This is a genomic window from Nocardia sp. NPDC050435 (assembly GCF_040655395.1).
Taxonomy (GTDB): Bacteria; Actinomycetota; Actinomycetes; order Mycobacteriales; family Mycobacteriaceae; genus Nocardia.
Window position 1 is genome coordinate 144,788 of sequence record NZ_JBFAJW010000016.1, and the last position, 20,431, is coordinate 165,218.

Genomic DNA, 20,431 nt, shown 5'->3' on the forward strand with positions numbered 1-20,431 from the left:
ATGTTGGCCGCGATGTTGGTCACGACGTTCGCCAGGTCGAGGGCGGCGGAACCCAGGTTGATCAGTGGCACAGCTATTCCTCGGGTCGATCGAACTGATTTCGAGTCGACGGTAGGAGAGCTGGCAATCTGTCGGCAAACCCGAGTCGCGTCGCCGGGATCGGCTCGGCGCGCGGCCGATCCGCGGGATAGCCTCTGTCACAACGATTCCGGGGGCGGGTCGGAAACAGGTTCCGGGTGGAAGGGTATGAGGCAACTCACCGATCGTTAGCCGCGGTGCAGCGGAACGGCCTGGCCCGCGGCACCGAAGAGGGCGACGATCCGGGCGATCCAGGCGCGGGCGCGGACCTGCTCCGCATGGACCGGATTCAAGGGGAAGGTGCTGGTGGTCACGACTGTGCCTCCTTGTCGTCGAGCTGTGCCAGGCCGGCCGCCATCGCGGTTCCGGTCAGCGTGGCCAGAATGGTCAGAACGGTGACCGCTCCGACGATTGCGGTAACTGCTTGCATGGCAGTAAGTTTCGCTAAGTCAAGAAGCCGCCACCAGTGGCAGGATTGACACCTTTCGAAAACATTCTGCCAAGCCCCCGATTTCTGGTGTCTGACCTTTCCGGCCGTCGGCGCGTCATACTCGTCATGACGTTGTTGCGGTGGGGAAGTTTGTGGACCGGGTTCGCTCGGGATGGGAGTGTCGTTTTGATGAGCGCCGAAGGGGGCGACGTCGCAGCACGACGGATCGGTTTGGTCGAAGACCACGAATCCGTCGCCATCGGGCTGGCCGCGATGCTGGCACCGGAGCCGGATCTGGATCTGGTGCTGACGGCCGGCACCGTGCCGGAACTGCTGACCGCTCCCACCGCGACCGACCTGGATCTGGTGGTCCTGGACCTGCGCCTCGCCGACGGTTCCGCCCCGGACGACAATGTCCGCGCGCTGCGCGATCGCGGCATCGAGGTGCTGGTGTTCACCGGCGCCGACAATGCCTTCATGGTCCGGGCCGCCGCGCGCGCCGGCGTGCTCGGCGTCGTGCGCAAGTCCGAGGACGCCTCGACCGTGGTGGCCGCGGTGCGCCGCGCCGCCTCCGGCAACCAGGTCGTCACCACCGACTGGGCCGCCGCCATCGACGGCGATCCGCAGCTGTCCGATGTCGGACTGAGCCCGCGCCAGGAGGAGGTGCTCACCCTGTACGCCTCGGGGGAGAAGGCCTCCCGCGTCGCCCGCCTGACCGGCCTGTCCGAACAGACCGTCAACGATTACCTCGGCCGGATCCGCCAGAAATACGCCGATGCGGGCCGCCCCGCACCGACCAAGACCGACCTGTACAAGCGGGCGGTGGAGGACGGATGGCTGCCGGTTCCCGAGCGGCACCACCGGGCATGACGGCGTCCAGCACGCTGGACACCACCCCACCACCCGCCGCGAGTGCCGGCTCGTTCGACCCGCTGCGGGTCGCGGGCTGGCGCCGGGGGTTCGCCGCGGTGTCCCACGCGACAACGTCCGAGCCGGCCTCGGACCGCATCCTGCGGCGGCTCGGCCTCACCTTCGGCATCGCCGGGGTGCTGGCCGTGCTCGCCGAGATCCCCGAGATCGCCGACCAGAGCCGGGCCGCGCCGCTGGTCTGGACCGTGATCACGGTGGTGCTGGCCTTCGGCGGCTTCCCGCTGCTCGCGATCGTCTCGCTCGGGCTGAGCACCCGCGTCATCCAGTGGGTCGCGGGCGCGGCGGCGATCTGCTACCTGCTGGCGTTCGCGGTGGTGCCGTTCACCTATCGGGAGCCGCACATCGACGCCACGGCGGTGTGGCTGTATCGAGTGTTCGCGCTGGGCGTGCTCGCGGCGGCGCTGGCTTGGCGGCCGCTGGTGGCCGTGGTCTACCTCGTGGTCGGCGCCGCTGCCTCGGCGGTCGCGAACATGTATGTGGTGCCGCACGGTTCGGCGTGGACGCTGGCCGGCGATTTCGCCCGGGCGGCCGGACTGTGCGTGCTCTTCCTGTGGTGCGCGATCTATGCCCGCGCCGCCGCGGCCCGGGTCGACCGGGAGTCCGCGATCGCGAGCAGCCGGGCCGCGGTCGCGGCGGGCGCCGCCGCCCGGGACCGGGAGCGCGCGCGCTTCGCCGCGCTCATCCACGACGCGGTGCTCTCGACATTGCTCGACGCCTCGCGCGCGGGCACCGAGTCCCCGGTGCTGCGCCGCCAGGCCGAGCGCACCCTGGCCCAGCTCGACGAGGCCCGCGGCGGCGCGGCCGAGCCGGACCGGCTCAACGCCAAGCAGGCGATCGGCTTCCTGCGGGCGGCGGTGCACGAGGTGAATCCGGGCATCGTCGTCACCGCGCGGCGCTGGTCGGGTTTCGACGATCTGCGACTGCCGGTGCAGGCCGCGGGCACCATCGCCGCGGCCCTGGCCGAGGCGGTGCGCAACAGCCTGCGGCACGCGACCGTGCCCGGCCGCGCGGTGCAGCGCACCGTGAGCGTCACGGTCAGCGCGGGCGGCATCCGGGTGGTGTTCCGCGACGACGGCGCGGGCTTCGACCTCGGCAAGGTGCCCGCGGACCGGCTCGGCGTCTCGGTCAGCATTCTGGGCCGGATGCGGCAGCTGGCCGGCGGCGCGGGTTTCGTGGAATCGCAACCGGGGGAGGGCACGACGGTGACGCTGGTGTGGGGCAGTGATGGCTGAGGGCGGCAACGAATTCGGGCTGCGCGATCTGCTCGGCCTGCGCGACGGTTCGGCCTGGCTGTTCCTGATCATCCTCGAAGTGACGATCGTGCTGTACATGGTGCGCAACCTGTCGCACGTGCCGCTGCTGGCGGCGGCCACGGCGGCGCTGCTGCTGGTGGTCGCGGGTGTCCTGGTGCTGGTCATCCCGGTGGATCCGCTGCCGTGGCCCGCGACGCTGTTCGTGACGGCCTCGGGCCCGGTGGCCACGGCGCTGACCACCATGGACGTGCAGAGCGGCTGGTCGCGCCCGGTGTGGACGGCGTTCGCGTCCTCCTACGTCCTGGCGGTGCTGGTGCTGCGGGGGCGGTTGGGCGCGGCCTGGTTCGGCGTCGGCTGCATCGCCGCGGTGGTGGTCGGCGCGGGTGTGCTCGGCGATCTGCGCGCCGGAGTCCTGGTCGGCTCGGTGGTGCCGGTCGCCACCGTGGCCGGTGTCTCGGTGTGCGCGGCGCTGATGCGCCCGACCCAGCGCTCGCTGCGCCTGCTGCGCGAGGAGGCGACGATGCGCGCCGCGGCCGAGGCCGGCATGGCGGCCGAGAACGGGGAGCGGGACCGGCAATTGGCGCGGCTGGACAAGGTGGCGCGCCCGATCCTGGAGCGCATCGCCGACGGGGCCGACCTGACCGCCGAGGAACGCGAGCAGTGCCGGTTGCTGGAGGCCGAGCTGCGCGACGGCCTGCGGGCGCCGCAGCTGGTCACCGACGAGCTGAGCAGTGCCGCGCGCGGCGCCCGCTCCCGCGGGGTCGAGGTGGTGCTGCTGGACGACGGCGGGTTCGCGGGCGTGCCGCGCTGGGTCCGTGAGCGCGTCATCGACGCGGCGACAAAGGAATTGGACGCGGTGAACGCCGGTTCGGTGACGGTCCGGGTGCTGCCCATGGGCCGCCGCATCCTGGCCACCGTCCTGGCCAATGCCCCCGACCTGGACCGGCGCACCGAAATCGACACCGCGGGCGCGGTCAGCGTCATGACCGAGAGCTCGGATCGGTAGTTGTCGTACCCCCGTGGCATCCTTCGACAGGTGCGAAGGATGAGTGCGGCGGCCGCGCGCCGGACGGCATTGGCGGCCCAGGGCTTCGGCCGGCGGAAACCGGCGGTCACCAACCGCCGGTCGATTCTGGACGCGCTCGGCAGAACTCAACTGCTGCAACTGGATTCGGTGTCTGCGGTGGTGCGCGCGCACTACGCTCCCGTCTTCGCCCGGATCGGCGCCTACGATCGCGATCTGCTCGACGAGACGGCGTGGAGCCACAGCGCGCGCCGCCCCCGGCGGCTGGTGGAGTACTGGGCGCACGAGGCCGCGCTGCTCCCGGTCGAGGATTGGCCGCTGATGCGCTGGCGGATGGCGAAGTATCGGGACGGGCGCTGGCAGGCGGCCAAGCGGGTGCTCGAGCACAGCCCCACGCTGGGCAAGGACATCCTGGAGGTGATCCGTGCCTCCGGCCCGTTGCCGGCGGGTGCGGTGGAACGTCACCTGGAGCTGGACAAGCCGCGCTCCAAAGACCATTGGGGCTGGAATCTCAGCGACACCAAGATCATTTGCGAGCAGCTGTTCGCCACCGGCGAGCTGTCGGTGGACAAACGCGTCGGCTTCGCCCGCCACTACGACCTGACCGAGCGCGTCATCCCGCCCGAGGTGCTGGCCCGCGAAGTCGCCGACGCCGACGCCTATCGCGAGCTGGTCCGCCGCGCGGCCACGGCCCTGGGCATCGCCACCGAACCCGACCTGCGTGATTACTACCGCATGCAGCGCGTCCAGACCGAGCCCGCGATCGCGGAGCTGGTCGCCCTGGGCGAACTGGAACCGGTCGAAGTCACCGGCTGGGACAAGCCCGCCTATCTGCACACCGCCGCCAAGACGCCGCGCACCATCGAGGGCGCGGCGCTGCTGTGCCCGTTCGATCCGCTCATCTTCTTCCGGCCGCGCACCGAACGGATCTTCGACTTCCACTACCGGATCGAGATCTACACCCCCGAACACAAACGGGTGCACGGCTATTACGTCTTCCCGTTCCTGCTCGACGGTGCGCTGGTCGGCCGCGTCGATCTGCGCGCCGAGCGCGCGAGCGGCCGCCTGCTGGTGCCGGGCGCGTTCGCCGAGCCCGGCCGCGCCACCCCGGAAACGGCGGCGGCCCTGCGGGGCGCGCTGCGCGAGATGGCCGATTGGCTGGAGCTCGACGAGATCGTTATCGGCGCGAAGGGTGATCTCGCGCCGCTGCTGTGAGCCTCAGGCCTCGGGCTTGCCGAACCCGCTGTCGCGCTTGTACCGGCCGCCGTACATCTGGTGGCGCAGCGCGTCGCTGACGGTGTTCTGCAGCCAGCCGTTCAGCGACATCCCGCTCTGCTGGGCGGCCTCCTCGGCCTTGCTCTTGAGCTGTTCGACCATGCGCAGGGTGACCCGGCTGATGTCACCGGTCATCTCCTCGAAGGTCGGCGATTCGTCGGTGCCCGGGTTCTTGCGGACGTCGACGGTGGCGTCGGTGCCGTCCACCGAGACGTGCACGGTGCGGTCGCCCAGCTCGGTGCTGACCTCCGCCGCCAGGTCCGACAGCGCCGCCAGCAGGGCCAGCCGGGCCGAGCTCTCGGTGGCCGCGGCCAGGGCCGCGGCGGTGGCCTGTGTCTTCTCGTCGCCCAGGGCGGCGGCCGCGATCAGGTCTTCGCGCAGCCGGGTGGTGTACTTGTTCAGATCCATGACACCAGTGTGACGTCATTGGTGATGTCATTCAAGGACGGATTGATGTCGTGGATCTCGGGAGTGGGAGGTGAATCACCGGTGCGGGCCAGTCGATCGGCGGTCAGGATGTCGTTCCTGATCTCTGGACCGGGTAGCCTTTCTGACCATGACGAACGGTGAATCGACGCCAACACCGCGGAGCGCGTCCGGCACGGTCGGTGTCGCAATGGTGACCCCTTTCAGTGCCGACGGCAAGCTGGATGTCGATGCCGGCGTAGCCCTGGCGGCCCGTCTGGTCGACCGCGGCGTCGACCTGCTCGCGATCTCCGGCACCACCGGTGAATCGCCGACCACCACCGAGTCCGAGAAGTTCGATCTGCTCAACGCCGTCGTCGACGCGGTCGGCGATCGCGCCACCGTGATCGCGGGCGCGGGCACCTACGACACCGCGCACTCCATCGAACTCGCGCGCAACGCCCAGCGTGCCGGCGCGCACGGCCTGCTGGTGGTCACCCCCTATTACTCCCGCCCCACCCAGGACGGCTTGATCGCGCACTTCACCGCGGTCGCCGACGCCACCGATCTGCCCATCACGCTCTACGACATTCCACCCCGCTCGGTCGTGCCGATCACGCCCGACACCCTGCGCACGCTGGCCGAACACCCGAACATCGTCGCGGTCAAGGACGCCAAGGGCGATCTGAACGCCGGCGCCGACCTGATCGCCAGCACCGGCCTGAAGTTCTACTCCGGCGACGATTCGCTGAACCTGCCGTGGCTCTCGGTCGGCGCTACCGGGTTCATCAGCGTCATCGGCCATCTCGTGCCCGAGCGCCTGCGCGCGCTGCACGAGGCGTACACCGCCGGTGACGTGGTGCGAGCCCGCGCGCTGAACGTGAGCATGCTTCCGCTGAACACCGCGATGGCGCGGCTGGGCGGCGTGGCGATGTCCAAGGGTGGTCTGCGCCTGCTGGGGGTGGATGTCGGCGAGCCACGCCTGCCGCAGCTCATGCCCAGCAACGAGCAGCTCGAATACCTGGCCGCCGACCTGCGCCTGGCGGAGGTGCTCGGATGAGCGAGCCCACCGCACCCCGCGTCCGTCGCCGGGCCGCCAGCCGACCGGCCGGTGCACCCGCCCCGGTCGAGCAGTCCGCCCCGAAGCGGATCGAATCGCCTGCTCCGGAGCCTGCCCTAGCCGCCGAACCGGCGGCCGCGCCGGAGCCGGTGGCCGCCGCGCCCGAGTCGCGCCCCGAGCCGGTCATGCACGCCGAGCCCGAGACTCCGCCCGCGCGCAAGAAGGCCCGCAACGCCGACGAGGCCCCGAAGAAGAAGTCATCGGACAACAATCAGCAATCCAACGGTCGCGGGGGCCGCGGGCGGCAGCAGGGTGGTCGTGGCCGCCGCGATCAGGCGCCCGCGCAGGCTCCGGTCAAGGCCGCCCAGGATCGTCTCGGCCTGCCGCCGAAGGCGCCGAAGAACGGCCTGCGCGTCTTCGCGCTCGGCGGTATCGGTGAGATCGGCCGCAACATGACCGTTTTCGAGTACGGCGGCAAGCTGCTGATCGTCGACTGCGGTGTGCTGTTCCCGGAGGATCAGCAGCCCGGCGTCGACCTGATCCTGCCCGATTTCCGCCCGATCGAGGACCGGGTCGACGACATCGTCGCCGTGGTTCTCACCCATGGTCACGAAGATCACATCGGCGCGGTGCCGTTCCTGCTGCGCCTGCGCTCCGACATCCCGATCATCGGCGCCAAGTTCACCCTCGCGCTGATCGCCGCCAAGTGCCGCGAGCACCGGTTACAGCCCAAGCTGATGGAGGTCGTGGAGGGCGAGACGACCATCCACGGTCCGTTCGAGTGCGAGTACTTCGCGGTCAACCACTCCATCCCGGACGCGCTGGCCGTCTCGATCCGGACCCCGGCCGGCGTCGCGCTGCACACCGGTGACATCAAGCTGGATCAGCTCCCGCTGGACGGCCGCCTCACCGACCTGGCCGGGTTCTCCCGCCTGGGCGACGAAGGTGTCGACCTGTTCCTGGTGGACTCCACCAACGCCGAGGTGCCCGGCTTCGTCACGCCGGAGCGCGAGATCGGCGGCGTACTGGACACGGTGATCGGCAAGGCCAAGAACCGCGTCATCATCGCCTCCTTCGCCAGCCACGTGCACCGCATCCAGCAGGTGGTCGACGTGGCCGAGAAGCACGGCCGCCGAGTGTGTTTCATCGGCCGCTCGATGGTCCGCAATATGCAGATCGCCCAGGATCTGGGCTACCTGCGGGTGCCCGACGGCCTGGAGGTCGACCTCGAGGTGGCGGCGACGCTGCCCGGCAACCGCCTGGTGCTGATCTCCACCGGCTCGCAGGGTGAACCGCTCTCGGCGCTGTCGCGGATGGCGCGCGGCGAGCACCGCCAGATCCACATCCGCTCCGACGATCTCGTGGTGCTGGCGTCCTCGCTGATCCCGGGCAACGAGAACTCGGTGTTCGCGGTGGTGAACGGCCTGGCCCGGCTCGGCGCCACCGTCATCACGCAGCAGAACGCGAAGGTGCACGTCTCCGGGCACGCGTCCGCGGGTGAGCTGCTGTACCTGTACAACGCGGTGCGGCCCACCAATGCCATGCCGGTGCACGGCGAATGGCGGCACCTGCGCGCCAACGCCGCGCTGGCGGTGGCCACCGGCGTGCCGGAGGATCGCGTGGTGCTGGCCGAGGACGGCGTGGTGGTCGACCTGGTCGACGGCATCGCGACCATCGTGGGCCGGTTCCCGGTCGGGCACGTGTACGTCGACGGTCTCTCGGTCGGCGACGTCGGCGAGTCGACGCTCTCGGATCGCCTGGTGCTGGGCGAGGGCGGTTTCATCTCGATCACCGTCGCGATCGATTCCACCACCGGCAAGGCGGTCAGCACGCCCGAGCTCAACGGGCGCGGTTTCTCCGATGATCCGACCGCGCTCAGCGACGCCGCGGCCCTGGTCGAGGCGGAGCTGCTGCGGCTGGCCGGGGAGAACGTCACCGACGCCCATCGGATCGCGCAGAGCGTGCGGCGCGTGGTCGGGCGCTGGGTCGCCGACGTCTACCGCCGCCGGCCGATGATCGTGCCCACCGTCATCGAAGTCTGAGCACAGCGAAAAGCGCCGGGAAGCGATTGCTTCCCGGCGCTTTTCGTTTGCCTACTTGGCCTGGCAGGCGGCCGAATCCAGCTTGGCCGCGCGCACGATGTTGCAGGTGAACTGGTTGGAGACCTTCCAGCCCTCGGTCTCGGCGACGAACTCCACGAAGGCGTTGTCGACCGGCGCGCCGTCGATGGTGACCTTGGCGTCGGCCTTCAGCTTGCCGTCCTTGGGCTCCTGCACGCCGGTGATCTCGACCTTGACGTTGTTCTTCTTGGCGGCGTCGACCAGCTTGTCGACCAGCTGCGGATCCTTTTCGGCGTCCTGCACCCAGCTGATCTTCTCCTGCTCGCCGACCGAGGCGTCGAAGGCCTTGGTGATCTTCTCGTTCAGCTCGGCGGCCGTGGGCTTGGGCAGGTCCGGCGGCGGCGTGGTGGTCAGCTCGCCCTCGGCCTCGATCGCCTCACCGGGCTGCTTGCCCTCTTCGTACTGGCCGGCGGTGGTGGGCGTCGCGCTCGGGCCGGCGGAGTCGTCCTTGTCGGAGCCGCAAGCGGTCAGCGTCAGGGCGGCGGCCGCGGCGACGACGGCAGCGGCACGGATGGATCGGAGTTTCACGAATTCCCCTTGAATGAAAAGTGTTGTGCCGCACCCGGATATGCCGCGGCGTGGATTCCGGATCTAGCTGTAGCCGTTGGTGCAGCGCCAGGTCACGACGTGGCTGCCGGCCAGCCGCGACAGGGCGGCGTCACGGGCGGCGCCGTAGTTGGACCGGGAGGAGGCCTGCCACGTGGTGGAGCGCGGGTTCTTGCGCGCGACCAGCACGGCGCAGCCGTTGCGCCAGGACAGCAGCACCGAGCAGCTGCCGTGCCCGCAGGTGCGCACCGCGGCACCCTCGGCCTCCTGGAAGCCGTTGTAGTTGTTGACGATTGCCCAGCGACCGTTGTTGCCGGTGGCGATGGCGCCGTAGTAGCCGCCGCCCTGTGCCTGCGCGGCGGGAGCCGAAACGGCAAGTGCCGCACTGACGGCAACCAGTGTGGTGGCTGCGGTGACCAGCTTCTTCACGTGTGAACGTCCTCCATTGATGCGGCGATCCGAGCCCGGCGGATCGTTGACAACGTACATTTCGGGCCGAATGCCCGCTATCCCCTCGTCGACGTCGCGGGCCCGGCCCGTGACGGAACGAGACAAACGTACATTTGCCGCAACCCGGACGCCAGCCCGATATCCGGGAGTGCTGGCATCTCTTAAGGATTCGCCAAGGCCGTGTCTGAGTCGGCGATGTGTAAAGCGCCGGAAGTCGGCTATGTTCAGCGGTATGAGCATGGCGCAGCGGGAACGTGCGGCACTGGTGATCGCGATGGAGCAGGCCGGCCCGGAGGCGGCCACGCTCTGCGGCGCCTGGACGGTGCGCGATCTGGCCGCGCACCTGATCGTGCGGGAGCGGCGGCCCGATGCCGCTCCCGGCATCCTGCTGAAGCCGCTCGCGGGACATCTGGAGTCGGTGCAGGACAAGACCGCCCGGCGTCCCTTCCCGGAACTGCTCGAGCTGGTGCGCACCGGTCCGCCGTGGTGGTCGCCGCTCAAGCCGGTGGACGCGGTAGTGAATCTGAGCGAGATGTTCGTCCATCACGAGGACGTGCGCCGCGCCGCCCCCGGCTGGGAACCGCGCGCGCTGCCGCCCGCCGATCAGGCGAAGCTGTGGTCGCTGGTGCGGCGGATGGCGAAGATGGCCTACCGCAAGTCGCCGGTCACCCTGATCCTGCGCACGCCGGACGGCGAGCGGGTGGTCGCCAAGACCGCGCCCGGCCCGGAGGTGGCACTGATCGGTCAGCCCGCCGAACTGCTGCTGCACGCCTTCGGCCGCGACGAGGTGCGGCTGGAGACCGAGGGTCCGGCGGAGTCGGTGCGGGCCGTTCTCGAACTCGACCGTTCGGTCTGAATTACGTGCCGACCTGGGCCTAAGCCTGCAGAGGGCCAGCTGAGACGCCCGATACCAGTGTTGCGGATGGTCTGGATGGGGCCTTTGCGGCTAGCCTGAACCCATGGCAGGTAAGTCCCGCAACACCGCGACACCCCGGTCACGGGCGGGAACAGGGCGGGATCCACAGCAGTCGGGAGCGGCCAGAGGGAGGACCAACACGTCTCGGTCTCGTTCGACCACAGCGCGTTCCACCGCTGCACGCCCCACCCCGCAGCGCCGCACCAGCCCCACCCCGCGCGCCCGGGCCACCCCGCCGCGCCGTCCTCCCGCGCGCGCCGCGGCCAGCACCGCGCCGCTCGCGGTCTTCAGCCGGACCATCAGCAGCGGCTGGAACATGCTCGCGCGCGGTCTCGGCGCCACCACCCGCACCCTCAGCCGCGCCGGCGACATCGAGCACGGCCACCGGCGCGACGGCATCGCACTGGCGCTGATCGCGGTCAGCGGCATCGTCGCCGCCGCGGTGTGGCTCTCGGCCGGCGGGCCCATCGGCCGCTGGGTCGAAGAGGCCATCCGCTGGGTGTCCGGCTCGGCCTCGGCCGGTCTGCCGTTCGCCTGTCTCGGCTTGGCCGTCATCCTGATGCGCACCGAGCCGCATCCGGAGATCCGGCCGCGACTGGTGCTGGGCGGCATGCTGGTCAGCCTGCCCATGCTCGGCCTCTGGCATCTGGCCGCGGGCGCACCCGATGACGCGCACGGTCGTTCCCGCGCGGCCGGTTTCGTCGGCTTCGTGGTCGGCGGCCCGCTCACCGACGGTCTCACCGCCTGGCTCTCGGTGCCGATCCTGTTGCTGGCCATCATCTTCGGTGTGCTGCTGCTCACCGGCACCACCGTGCGCGAGGTGCCACAGCGCCTGCGCGAGTACTTCGGCACCGCCACCGGCGGCGACGAATACGGCGACTACCGCGGCGAACACGGCGACTTCGATCCCGCCGACTACGACGCCGACGGCTTCCCGCTGCACCGCGGCCGCTCCCGGCGGCGCGGGCGCACGCCCGCCGAGAACTACCCCGCCGACGAGTTCGGCGACGGCGACGCGGCCACGGAGGCGCTCGGCGAGCCGCCGCTGCGGGACGCGAAAACCCTGGCCACGGCCGCGGAATTCGGCGCCGAGGAGCCGCCCGCGCCCAAGCCGCGCAAGCGCGTGGCTCCCAAGGTCACCGATCAGACGCCGCCGCCCCCGCCGAAGGAGCCCGATTTCGTTCCCGAGCGGGTGATCGAGGGCGATTACACGCTGCCGCCGCTCACCCTGCTCACCGATGGCGATCCGCCCAAGAAGCGCAGTGCCGCCAACGAATCGATGATCGAGGCGATCACCGAGGTGCTGGTGCAGTTCAAGATCGACGCGGCGGTCACCGGTTTCGTGCGCGGCCCGACGGTCACCCGCTACGAGGTCGAGCTCGGGCCGGGCGTGAAGGTCGAGAAGATCACCGCGCTGGCCCGCAATATCGCCTACGCCGTCGCGACGGAGAACGTCCGGCTGCTCGCGCCGATCCCGGGCAAGTCCGCGGTCGGCATCGAGGTGCCGAATTCCGATCGTGAACTGGTCCGCCTGGCCGACGTGCTCAAGGCGCCGTCCACCCGTAACGATCATCACCCCTTGGTGATCGGCCTCGGCAAGAACATCGAGGGCGATTTCGTCTCGGCCAACCTGGCCAAGATGCCGCACCTGCTGGTCGCCGGCTCCACCGGTTCCGGCAAGTCGAGCTTCGTGAACTCGATGCTGGTCTCGCTGCTGCAGCGGGCTACCCCGGACGAGGTCCGGATGATCCTGATCGACCCGAAGATGGTGGAACTCACCCCGTACGAGGGCATTCCGCACCTGATCACCCCCATCATCACCCAGCCGAAGAAGGCCGCCGCGGCGCTGGCCTGGCTGGTGGAGGAGATGGAGCAGCGCTATCAGGACATGCAGGCCAACAAGGTCCGCCACATCGACGACTTCAACAAGAAGGTGAAGTCGGGCGCGATCACGGCGCCGCTGGGCAGCGAGCGGGTCTACCGCCCGTACCCGTACATCCTGGCCATCGTCGACGAGCTCGCCGACCTGATGATGACCGCGCCGCGCGACGTCGAGGACGCGATCGTCCGCATCACCCAGAAGGCGCGCGCCGCGGGCATCCACCTGGTGCTGGCCACCCAGCGCCCCTCGGTCGACGTGGTCACCGGCCTGATCAAGACCAACGTCCCGTCCCGGCTGGCGTTCGCCACCTCCTCGCTGACCGACTCCCGCGTCATCCTGGATCAGCCCGGCGCGGAGAAGCTGATCGGCATGGGCGACGGCCTGTTCCTGCCGATGGGCGCGGGCAAGCCGACCCGTCTGCAGGGCGCGTTCATCAGCGACGAGGAGATCCACGGGATCGTGGATTTCACCAAGAACCAGGCCGAGCCGGATTATCAGGAGGGGATCACCGCCGCCAAGTCCGGCGAGAAGAAGGATGTCGATCCCGACATCGGCGAGGATCTCGACGTCTTCCTGCAGGCGGTGGAGCTGGTCGTCACCTCGCAGTTCGGTTCCACCTCGATGCTGCAGCGCAAGCTGCGCGTCGGCTTCGCCAAGGCGGGCCGCCTGATGGACCTGATGGAAACCCGCGGCGTCGTGGGCCCCAGCGAAGGGTCCAAGGCGCGCGACGTGCTGATCAAGCCCGACGAGCTGGACGGCCTGCTGGTGTCCATCCGCGGCGGCGACGCCGGAGACGCCGCCGACTGACCGGCCGGGCTACCGGGCCGAGGCGCCCGGATCGACGGCGGCCAGGTGGTCGTCCGCGGCGGGCAGGGTGCCCGCCACCGGAGCCTCGGAGCGCCAGGCCTCGCGGCTGCCGGGCACGCCGTTCTCGATCACGTAGGCGGCGCGGGTGCTGATCGGCGCACCCGGCCGGTGCACGTAGGGCAGCACCCGGAAATCGGCGCGGCAGACCTGCGCGTCGGCCTCCACCCGGACGTAGCCGCGCTGGCTGTTGAAGAACTTCATGTCCGGGTTCGCGGCCAGCAGGGTGCGGCCGGTGTCGGTCATGTCGGCGCCGTCGCCGCCGCTGCTGATCGAGGTGCCGGTGAATTCGGCTCCCACCACCGGGGATTCGAGATCGTTCCAGTCGCGGCGCAGGTCGGCGACGTAGTTGTGGTGCCGGTCGCCGGTGATGACCAGCAGGTTGGGCACGCCGCGCCGGGCCGCCGCGCCGAGTACGGCGGCGCGGTCGGCGAGGTAGCCGTCCCAGGCGTCGGTGGCCAGGGATTCGCCCGGCCCCGGGTCGTTGTCCGAGCGGGCCATGGCGACCTGGTTGCCGAGCACCTGCCAGCGCGCGGGGGAGGAGACCAGCCCGTCGACCAGCCAATCACGCTGGCGCGCACCGAGAATGGTGCGGTCCGGGGCGAAGCGGTCGGCGCAGTCGGGCACCGGGCTGCCGTCGCCGCAGGCCTGGGTGTCGCGGTACTGGCGGGTGTCGAGCATGGTGATCTCGGCGAGGTCGCCGAACCGGTACCGCCGGTGCAGCACCATGTCCGGCCCGCTGGGCAGCTGGGCCAGCCGCACCGGCTGGTGCTCGTACCAGGCCTGGAACGCGGCCGCCCGGCGGCGGCGGAACAGCCAGGTCAGGTGATAGATGTCGGCGCTGGGGCCGTTGTGGTCGGCGGCCCAGTTGTTGTGCACCTCGTGATCGTCCATGGTGACCAGCCACGGGAAGGCCGCGTGTGCCCGGCGCAGCGGCGCTTCGGCTTTGGTCTGCGCGTAGCGCAGGCGGTACCCGCGCAGATCCACCGCCTCGTCGCGGAAGTCGGGGGCGCCGTTTTCCCGGTTCGGCACCCACGCGTTCTCGTAGACGTAGTCGCCGAGGTGCACCACCAGGTCCAGGTCTTCCGCGCTCATGTGGTCGTAGGCGGTGTAGTAGCCGTAGCTCCAGCACTGGCAGGAGGCGTAGGCGAAACGCAGCCGCGCGGTGGGACTGCCGGGCGCCGGCGCGGTGCGGGTGCGGCCGGTCTCGGAGATGGCCCCGCCCGCGCGGAACCGGTAGTAGTACCAGCGATCCGGCTCCAGGCCGCTGATCTCCGGGTGCACGCTGTGCCCGAGCTCGCGGCCGGCCACGGCGCTGCCGCGCCGCACCACCTGCCGGAAGTCCTCGTCACGGGCCACCTCGTAGTCGACGGTGATCGGGCGCAGCGGCATGCCGCCGTGGCCGTCGTAGGCGAGCGGGTCCAGGGCCAGACGGGTCCACAGCACGAACCCGTCGGGCGTGGGGTCGCCGGAGGCGACGCCGAGGGTGAACGGGTTGTCGCCGAGCCGACGCGGGGCGGCGAACACCGCGCTGCTCGCGGTCCCGGTCCCGGCGAGGAGCGCGGCGGTGCTCAGTCCGAGCATTTTCCGGCGAGACAAGCTCATAGGTCACGGTAGGAATGCCGAAGGTGTGCGGGCGTGAACTCGGGGCGCGTGTCGCGCGAACTTCAGATGACAGGTCAGGAGGGGTGACGAGCGGGAAACCGCTGGATAGCGCGGGGGTGACGGGAGGCCGACGGGCAGGGCTTTCCCGGGCCGGGCAGACCGATTGGTAGGTTGGCGCGATGAGCGGAGTGCGTGCCTCGGACCCGATCGCGACCCCTGCGCCGGTCGGCGAGCCCGGCGTCCCGCCCTACTTCCGGTCCCTCGATTCCACCGGCGACGGCGTCGACCGGTATCGCGCGACCGAATCGACGGTGAGCGTCTGGGCCGACACCATGCAGCACGGCGCGCCGCCCTCGGCGCTGCTGGCCCGCGCGATCGAACACTGCGAGCCGCGCCCGGGCGCCCGCGTGGCCCGGCTGACCATGGAGATCCTGGGCCCGATTCCGGTGGCCGAGATCGAGGTCCGCGCCTGGATCGAACGGCCCGGCAAGCGCGTGGAACTCGTGGCCGCCGAACTCGCCGCCACCCGGCCCGACGGGGCCCGGCGGGTGGTGGCCACCGCGCGCGCCTGGCGCATCGCGACCTCCGACACCTCGGCCGTCGTGCTGGCCACCGATCCGCCGCTGCCGCCGATCCCGGAGGTTTCGGGCTCGGATTCCACCCTGCCGCCCGGCTGGGACGTCGGTTACGTGCGCACGGTGGACCTGCGTATCCTCCCCGGGCCCGGCCGTCGCGCCTGGGTGCGCCCGCGCACCGTCGTGGTCGACGCCGAGGCGATGACGCCGCTGGTCCGCACGCTGGCCGTCGCCGACATCGCCAACGGCATCGGCGCGCAGCTGGATCCGACCAAGTGGACCTTCCTCAACACCGACCTCACCGTCGACCTGTACCGCCTGCCCGAAGGCGAATGGATCGGCCTGGATGTGCAGACCGCGCTCGGTCCGGACGGCATCGGCCTGTGCGCGACGGCGCTGCACGACGAGCAGGGTCCGATCGGCCGGGTGCTGCAGACCCTCGAGGTACGCGCCCGCGCCTGAGGCGGTCACGGTGTCACCGCCGAAACGACCCTCCTACGAACAGGATTCGGAGCCCGGTTTGTGGCGTCGATCGCAGGTTGGCGGCCATCCGGGCAGGCGGGAGTAATGTCGTCGGCACGATGCCATCGGCGGAATCGGAGGGCGGGTCCATGACTGTCGGCGTTGCTGGAGTTCGGGTCGGGCACTGGACCGATCCGGTGGGGGAGACGGGCTGCACGGTGATCACCGTCCCGGAGGGCACGGTGGCGTCCTGCGAGGTGCGCGGCGGTGCGCCCGCCAGTCGCGAGACGGATGTGCTCGCACCCGACAAGACCGTCGGCACGGTGGATTCCTTTGTGCTGACCGGTGGTTCGGCTTTCGGTCTGGCCGTGGCCGACGGCGTGCTGCGGTATCTGGAGGAGCAGGGCCGGGGCGTGCCGACTCCCGGCGGCCGGGTTCCCATCGTCCCCACGCTGGCGCTGTTCGATCTGAGCGCCGGCGATCCCGCGGCCCGGCCGACGGCGGAACACGGCTACCTCGCGGCGTCGGCGGCAGCGGGCGAGCAGGTACTGAGCGGCCGCGTCGGCGCGGGTGCGGGCGCCTACGTCGGGCACTGGCGCGGTCCACAGGGCCGGGTGCCCGGCGGAATCGGCTATGCCGAAAAACGATTGGGCCGGGTGGTGGTCGCGGCCGTGGTCGCGGTCAACGCCTTCGGCGACATCGACGAGGGCACGGGCGAGATCTCGCTGGAGGCCGTCACCCAGCTCGAGCAGTTCGCGGCGGCGGGCGCGCGTGCGCACACCACGATCGGCGCGGTGCTGACCAATGCCCGCCTGGACAAGACGGGCTGCCACATCGTCGCCCAGGGCGCCCACGACGGCCTCTCGCGGGCGCTGACGCCCCCGCACACCCGTTTCGACGGCGACGGCTTCTTCGCGGCCGCGACCGGGGAGGTCGACACCGCGGTGGACGTGGTGCGCCTGCTGGCGCTGGCGGCCGTCGCCGAAGCCATTCGATCGGTCGCGCGCTGACCGGTTCTATACTGCGCGATTTCCGGCTATCGACCGAGTAACCATCCAGTTACGAACCGTGAGTTCCCCGGCTGCCGAAACAATAATCTGACACGGTGGACCGCGGTTCTCGACAACAGTGGCGCCGCTGTTCCGACTATCCGCTACGACAAGGAGATCCACGATGCAGATCCACCTGTCGACCAAAGAACTGAAAGCTTTTCGCACGCCATTTCCCGCAGCACCCTTGGTAAAGCCGGATATTCACTCGAAGCGCCCGCTGCATATCGCGCTCGTCGCGCCGCCCTATTTCGACATCCCGCCGGCCGGCTACGGCGGCGTGGAGGCCGTGGTCGCCACCCTCGCCGACGAACTGGTCGAACGCGGCCACCGGGTGACACTGCTCGGTGCCGGGAAGAGCGGTGGCCGGGCCGAGTTCGTGCAGCTCTGGGAGACCACGCGCAGCGCCGAGCTCGGTACCCCGTACCCGGAGATCGTCAACACCCTGAAGGCCTGGCACGCCGTCTCGGCCCTGCACGAGCGTCATCCCGTCGACATCGTGCACGACCACACCTTCGCCGGTCCGCTCAATGCCCCCGGCTATCACAATCTCGGTATTCCGACGGTGGTCACCGTGCACGGCCCGGTCGATCCGGACATGCACCGCTATTACCGCGCGTTCGATCCGAGCGTCCGATTGATCGCGATCAGCGACCGCCAGCGCGAATTGGCGCCGGATCTGCACTGGATCGCGCGCGTACACAATGCGATTCGACCCGCGGAGTGGCCGTTTCGTGCGGAGAAATCGGAGTACGCCCTTTTTCTGGGCCGCTACGCGCCTTATAAGGGCCCGCACCTCGCCTTGGACGCCGCCCATGCCGCGGGCGTGCCGCTGGTGCTCGCGGGCAAATGCAACGAGCCGCCCGAGCGAGCCTATTTCGAGCAGCGCGTGCGCCCGCTGCTCACCGATCAGGACACGGTGTTCGGCGAAGCCGACGCCGTCGCCAAGCGCCGCCTGCTCGCGGAGGCGCGCTGCCTGATCTTCCCCGTCCAGTGGGAGGAGCCGTTCGGCATCGTGATGCTCGAGGCGATGGTGTGCGGCACCCCGGTGGTCGCGCTGCGCGGGGGTGCGGTGGCGGAGGTGGTCGAACACGGCGTGACGGGCTGGATCTGCGACGATCCCGCCGAATTGCCGGAAGCCATCGCCCGCGCGGGCGATCTCGATCCCCGGGCGTGCCGCCGGCGCGTCGAGGAACTGTTCGCCGCCGACCACTTCGCCCACGGCTACGAGACCGCCTACTACCGCGCCATCGCCGCCGCCGACACGCCCCTGGCCGCGCTGGAGCTGCCGGTGGCCCTGCCGACCCCGAGCAGCCTGCGATGACCGTCTTCAACGCCGGGCAGCCGACCCCGGTCGACGGGCACGGCGGCGTCGTCACGCTGGTCGAGGCCAGTACGTTCTGCCTGTCCGACGCGCTCGGCGACATCCACCCCGGCTCTTCCCAGGGCCTGTTCTACCGCGACGCCCGCGTGCTGTCCCGGTGGGAGTTGCGCGTGGACGGGCACCACCTGGAACACCTGTCGGTGGATCAGCCCGAACCCTTCAAGGCCGATTTCGTCGGGCGCAAGCCGCCCGCCCAGGGGGTCGCCGACGCCACCGTGCTGATCCAGCGGCGGCGCTCGATCGGCGCGGAACTGCGCGAGACGATCACCATCCACAATCTGGGCGCCGAGGACACCGCCATCGTGGTCACCCTGCACGCCGACACCGACTTCGCGGACCTGTTCGCGGTCAAGGAGGGCCGCGTGGGCGGGGGCCGCTGCGAATCCAGCGCGGCCGGGGCCGCCCTGCACCTCACCGATCGGCGCGATTCCGGGCGCGGGCTCGTCATCACCGCCGACCGCGCGCCGCTCGTGCACCCCGGCTCGATGACCTGGCAGGTGGTGGTGCCGCGCCGGGGCACCTGGCAGACCGAGGTGCTCTGCCAGCCGATCATCGGGCACCACGCCGCCGCCGTCACCAGTGATGCCGGCACCTGCAATCCCACCGCCAAGATCCGGCACTGGCGGGCCACCACCACCCGCCTGACGGCCAGCGGGCCCGGCCTGTCCGGTGTGCTGGCCCGCACCGAGAGCGATCTGGGCGCGCTGCGCATGGACGATCCCGCCGACGGCACCACCTACGTCGCCGCCGGCGCGCCCTGGTTCATGGCGCTGTTCGGCCGCGACAGCCTGCTCACCTCGTGGATGGCGCTGCTGCTGGACTCCGAGCTGGCCCTGGGCACGCTGCGCCAGCTCGCGAAAATCCAAGGCACCCGCGAGGATCCGCTCACCGAGGAGGAGCCCGGCCGCATCATGCACGAGCGGCGGCACGGCCCCGCCAGCGATCAGGTGCTGGGCGGGCACGTCTACTACGGCACCGCCGATGCCACCCCGCTGTTCGTCATGCTGCTGGTCGAGTGCTGGCGCTGGGGCGTGGACGACCAGGCGGTCAGCGAGTTGCTCCCGGCCGCCGACGCGGCGCTGGGCTGGATCGACGCCTACGGCGACTGCGATGGCGACGGGTTCGTGGAGTACCAGCGCAAAACCGATCGCGGGCTGGCCAACCAGGGCTGGAAGGACAGCTGGGACGCGATCAACTTCGCCGACGGGCATCTCGCCGACCCGCCGCTGGCGCTGTGCGAGGTGCAGGGTTATGCCTACGCCGCCCGGCTCGGCCGCGCGGATCTGGCGCAATCACTCGGCGACAACGACACCGCCGCGCGGCTGCGCGCCCAGGCCGCGACGCTGAAAGCGCGCTTCGACGAAGCGTTCTGGCTGCCGCGCGAGCAGTGCTACGCGGTCGCGCTCGACGGCCGCAAACGTCCCGTCGACGCGGTGACCAGCAATCCGGGCCACTGCCTGTGGACGGGCATCGTCGAGGACGAGCGCGCCGCCGTGCTGATCGAGCGCCTCGGCGCGGCGGATATGGACAGCGGTTTCGGGCTGCGCACGCTCTCCTCGACCGCGGGCCGATTCAATCCGATGGGCTACCACAACGGGTCGATCTGGCCGCACGACACCGCGATCGCGGTCGCGGGCATCCTGCGCTATCGGCATCTGCCCGGCGCCGTCGAGGTGGCCGAGCGGCTGGCGGGCGGGCTGATCGCGGCGATCCTGGAATTCGGCGGGCGGCCGCCGGAGTTGTTCTGCGGCTTCGATCGTGACGTCTTCGGCTCGCCGGTGCCCTATCCCACCTCGTGCTCGCCGCAGGCCTGGGCGAGCGCCGCACCGCTGCTCCTGCTGCGCTCGTTCCTCGGCCTGACCCCGGACGTGCCCGCCCGCACGCTCACCGTCGCGCCGCGGATTCCGGAGCGCGCCGGGACGATTCGGCTCACCGACCTGCGCCTCGGCTCGGCCACGGTCGCCATCGAAGCCTCCGGCGACAACGTGAAAGTGGAGGGCCTGCCGGGGGATTGGCGGTTGATCCAGTCCTAGGTGTACTGACCCGAGAGGTTAGGAACGCGGCTGGCTGGTGGGTGACCGCCCAGTGCGGTGTGGCCGCGGTGGTGATTGTAGGTGTGTAGC

17 protein-coding genes are annotated in these 20,431 nt (G+C 70.6%); 12 read left to right on the forward strand and 5 right to left on the reverse strand.

All coding sequences use genetic code 11. The features are described 5' to 3' along the window. Window positions 1–266: 266 nt before the first annotated feature. Complete coding sequence (locus AB0I43_RS37435; protein WP_356979068.1) at window positions 267–392, reverse strand: hypothetical protein; 126 nt, start codon at window positions 390–392, stop codon at window positions 267–269. A 305-nt stretch (window positions 393–697) separates the two neighbouring features. On the opposite strand from AB0I43_RS37435, the gene AB0I43_RS37440 reads away from it, so the two are divergent. From AB0I43_RS37440 to AB0I43_RS37455, 4 genes are read left to right on the forward strand one after another with little or no spacing between them, the layout of a single operon-like run. After that, a complete protein-coding gene (locus tag AB0I43_RS37440; RefSeq protein ID WP_356979069.1) occupies window positions 698–1,378 on the forward strand; it encodes a response regulator transcription factor in 681 nt (226 codons plus the stop codon). Beyond that, window positions 1,342–2,670 (forward strand): ATP-binding protein, encoded by a 1,329-nt coding sequence (locus AB0I43_RS37445; RefSeq protein ID WP_356979071.1) that lies wholly within the window; start codon window positions 1,342–1,344, stop codon window positions 2,668–2,670. Before AB0I43_RS37440 ends, AB0I43_RS37445 begins: the two co-directional genes overlap by 37 nt. Next, window positions 2,663–3,697 carry a hypothetical protein gene (locus AB0I43_RS37450; RefSeq protein ID WP_356979073.1) on the forward strand — a complete coding sequence of 345 codons (1,035 nt, stop codon included), beginning with the start codon at window positions 2,663–2,665 and terminating at the stop codon, window positions 3,695–3,697. Before AB0I43_RS37445 ends, AB0I43_RS37450 begins: the two co-directional genes overlap by 8 nt. A gap of 30 nt (window positions 3,698–3,727) precedes the next feature. Beyond that, window positions 3,728–4,930 (forward strand): crosslink repair DNA glycosylase YcaQ family protein, encoded by a 1,203-nt coding sequence (locus tag AB0I43_RS37455; protein WP_357433558.1) that lies wholly within the window; start codon window positions 3,728–3,730, stop codon window positions 4,928–4,930. A 3-nt stretch (window positions 4,931–4,933) separates the two neighbouring features. Here AB0I43_RS37455 and AB0I43_RS37460 read toward each other — a convergent pair whose 3' ends face one another. Continuing rightward, window positions 4,934–5,398 carry a hypothetical protein gene (locus tag AB0I43_RS37460; protein ID WP_356979076.1) on the reverse strand — a complete coding sequence of 155 codons (465 nt, stop codon included), beginning with the start codon at window positions 5,396–5,398 and terminating at the stop codon, window positions 4,934–4,936. Window positions 5,399–5,546: 148 nt separating this feature from the next. On the opposite strand from AB0I43_RS37460, the gene dapA reads away from it, so the two are divergent. After that, the gene (gene dapA, locus AB0I43_RS37465) at window positions 5,547–6,455 is read left to right on the forward strand and encodes a 4-hydroxy-tetrahydrodipicolinate synthase (RefSeq protein ID WP_356979077.1); all 909 of its coding nucleotides are present in this window, start codon (window positions 5,547–5,549) and stop codon (window positions 6,453–6,455) included. Next, window positions 6,452–8,497 carry a ribonuclease J gene (locus AB0I43_RS37470; protein WP_356979078.1) on the forward strand — a complete coding sequence of 682 codons (2,046 nt, stop codon included), beginning with the start codon at window positions 6,452–6,454 and terminating at the stop codon, window positions 8,495–8,497. Before dapA ends, AB0I43_RS37470 begins: the two co-directional genes overlap by 4 nt. A 51-nt stretch (window positions 8,498–8,548) precedes the next feature. On the opposite strand, the gene AB0I43_RS37475 is transcribed toward AB0I43_RS37470, so the two are convergent. Next, window positions 8,549–9,103, reverse strand: a complete 555-nt coding sequence (locus AB0I43_RS37475) for a hypothetical protein (RefSeq protein ID WP_357433560.1) — start codon at window positions 9,101–9,103, stop codon at window positions 8,549–8,551. A 63-nt stretch (window positions 9,104–9,166) separates the two neighbouring features. After that, window positions 9,167–9,550, reverse strand: a complete 384-nt coding sequence (locus AB0I43_RS37480; protein WP_356979082.1) for a DUF4189 domain-containing protein — start codon at window positions 9,548–9,550, stop codon at window positions 9,167–9,169. Between the two features lie 253 nt (window positions 9,551–9,803). Between AB0I43_RS37480 and AB0I43_RS37485 the strand changes: the two genes are divergently transcribed. Both AB0I43_RS37485 and AB0I43_RS37490 read left to right on the forward strand, forming a co-directional pair. Beyond that, window positions 9,804–10,427 carry a TIGR03085 family metal-binding protein gene (locus AB0I43_RS37485; RefSeq protein WP_356979083.1) on the forward strand — a complete coding sequence of 208 codons (624 nt, stop codon included), beginning with the start codon at window positions 9,804–9,806 and terminating at the stop codon, window positions 10,425–10,427. A gap of 376 nt (window positions 10,428–10,803) precedes the next feature. Then, entirely contained in the window at window positions 10,804–13,176 is a 2,373-nt protein-coding gene (locus AB0I43_RS37490; RefSeq protein ID WP_356979085.1) for a DNA translocase FtsK, read from the forward strand. Between the two features lie 9 nt (window positions 13,177–13,185). On the opposite strand, the gene AB0I43_RS37495 is transcribed toward AB0I43_RS37490, so the two are convergent. Then, window positions 13,186–14,838 (reverse strand): alkaline phosphatase D family protein, encoded by a 1,653-nt coding sequence (locus AB0I43_RS37495; RefSeq protein ID WP_356979087.1) that lies wholly within the window; start codon window positions 14,836–14,838, stop codon window positions 13,186–13,188. A gap of 179 nt (window positions 14,839–15,017) precedes the next feature. On the opposite strand from AB0I43_RS37495, the gene AB0I43_RS37500 reads away from it, so the two are divergent. From AB0I43_RS37500 to AB0I43_RS37515, 4 genes are all read left to right on the forward strand, one after another. Further along, window positions 15,018–15,875 carry a thioesterase family protein gene (locus AB0I43_RS37500; RefSeq protein ID WP_356979088.1) on the forward strand — a complete coding sequence of 286 codons (858 nt, stop codon included), beginning with the start codon at window positions 15,018–15,020 and terminating at the stop codon, window positions 15,873–15,875. 149 nt (window positions 15,876–16,024) lie between these two features. After that, on the forward strand, window positions 16,025–16,885 hold the full coding sequence (locus AB0I43_RS37505) for a P1 family peptidase (protein WP_356979090.1): 861 nt from the start codon (window positions 16,025–16,027) through the stop codon (window positions 16,883–16,885). Window positions 16,886–17,048: 163 nt separating this feature from the next. Then, a complete protein-coding gene (locus AB0I43_RS37510; protein ID WP_356979092.1) occupies window positions 17,049–18,248 on the forward strand; it encodes a glycosyltransferase family 4 protein in 1,200 nt (399 codons plus the stop codon). Beyond that, on the forward strand, window positions 18,245–20,341 hold the full coding sequence (locus AB0I43_RS37515) for a glycogen debranching N-terminal domain-containing protein (RefSeq protein WP_357433561.1): 2,097 nt from the start codon (window positions 18,245–18,247) through the stop codon (window positions 20,339–20,341). Before AB0I43_RS37510 ends, AB0I43_RS37515 begins: the two co-directional genes overlap by 4 nt. Window positions 20,342–20,431: the final 90 nt, after the last annotated feature.

Bases quoted from the DNA above. Each gene is read 5' to 3' on its own strand.
- AB0I43_RS37440 (WP_356979069.1), top strand. From the start codon at position 698: ATGAGCGCCGAAGGGGGCGACGTCGCAGCACGACGGATCGGTTTGGTC.
- AB0I43_RS37445 (WP_356979071.1), top strand. From the start codon at position 1,342: ATGGCTGCCGGTTCCCGAGCGGCACCACCGGGCATGACGGCGTCCAGC.
- AB0I43_RS37450 (WP_356979073.1), top strand. From the start codon at position 2,663: ATGGCTGAGGGCGGCAACGAATTCGGGCTGCGCGATCTGCTCGGCCTG.
- AB0I43_RS37460 (WP_356979076.1), bottom strand. From the start codon at position 5,398: ATGGATCTGAACAAGTACACCACCCGGCTGCGCGAAGACCTGATCGCG.
- dapA (WP_356979077.1), top strand. From the start codon at position 5,547: ATGACGAACGGTGAATCGACGCCAACACCGCGGAGCGCGTCCGGCACG.
- AB0I43_RS37470 (WP_356979078.1), top strand. From the start codon at position 6,452: ATGAGCGAGCCCACCGCACCCCGCGTCCGTCGCCGGGCCGCCAGCCGA.
- AB0I43_RS37485 (WP_356979083.1), top strand. From the start codon at position 9,804: ATGAGCATGGCGCAGCGGGAACGTGCGGCACTGGTGATCGCGATGGAG.
- AB0I43_RS37490 (WP_356979085.1), top strand. From the start codon at position 10,804: ATGCTCGCGCGCGGTCTCGGCGCCACCACCCGCACCCTCAGCCGCGCC.
- AB0I43_RS37495 (WP_356979087.1), bottom strand. From the start codon at position 14,838: ATGAGCTTGTCTCGCCGGAAAATGCTCGGACTGAGCACCGCCGCGCTC.
- AB0I43_RS37500 (WP_356979088.1), top strand. From the start codon at position 15,018: ATGAGCGGAGTGCGTGCCTCGGACCCGATCGCGACCCCTGCGCCGGTC.
- AB0I43_RS37505 (WP_356979090.1), top strand. From the start codon at position 16,025: ATGACTGTCGGCGTTGCTGGAGTTCGGGTCGGGCACTGGACCGATCCG.
- AB0I43_RS37510 (WP_356979092.1), top strand. From the start codon at position 17,049: ATGCAGATCCACCTGTCGACCAAAGAACTGAAAGCTTTTCGCACGCCA.
- AB0I43_RS37515 (WP_357433561.1), top strand. From the start codon at position 18,245: ATGACCGTCTTCAACGCCGGGCAGCCGACCCCGGTCGACGGGCACGGC.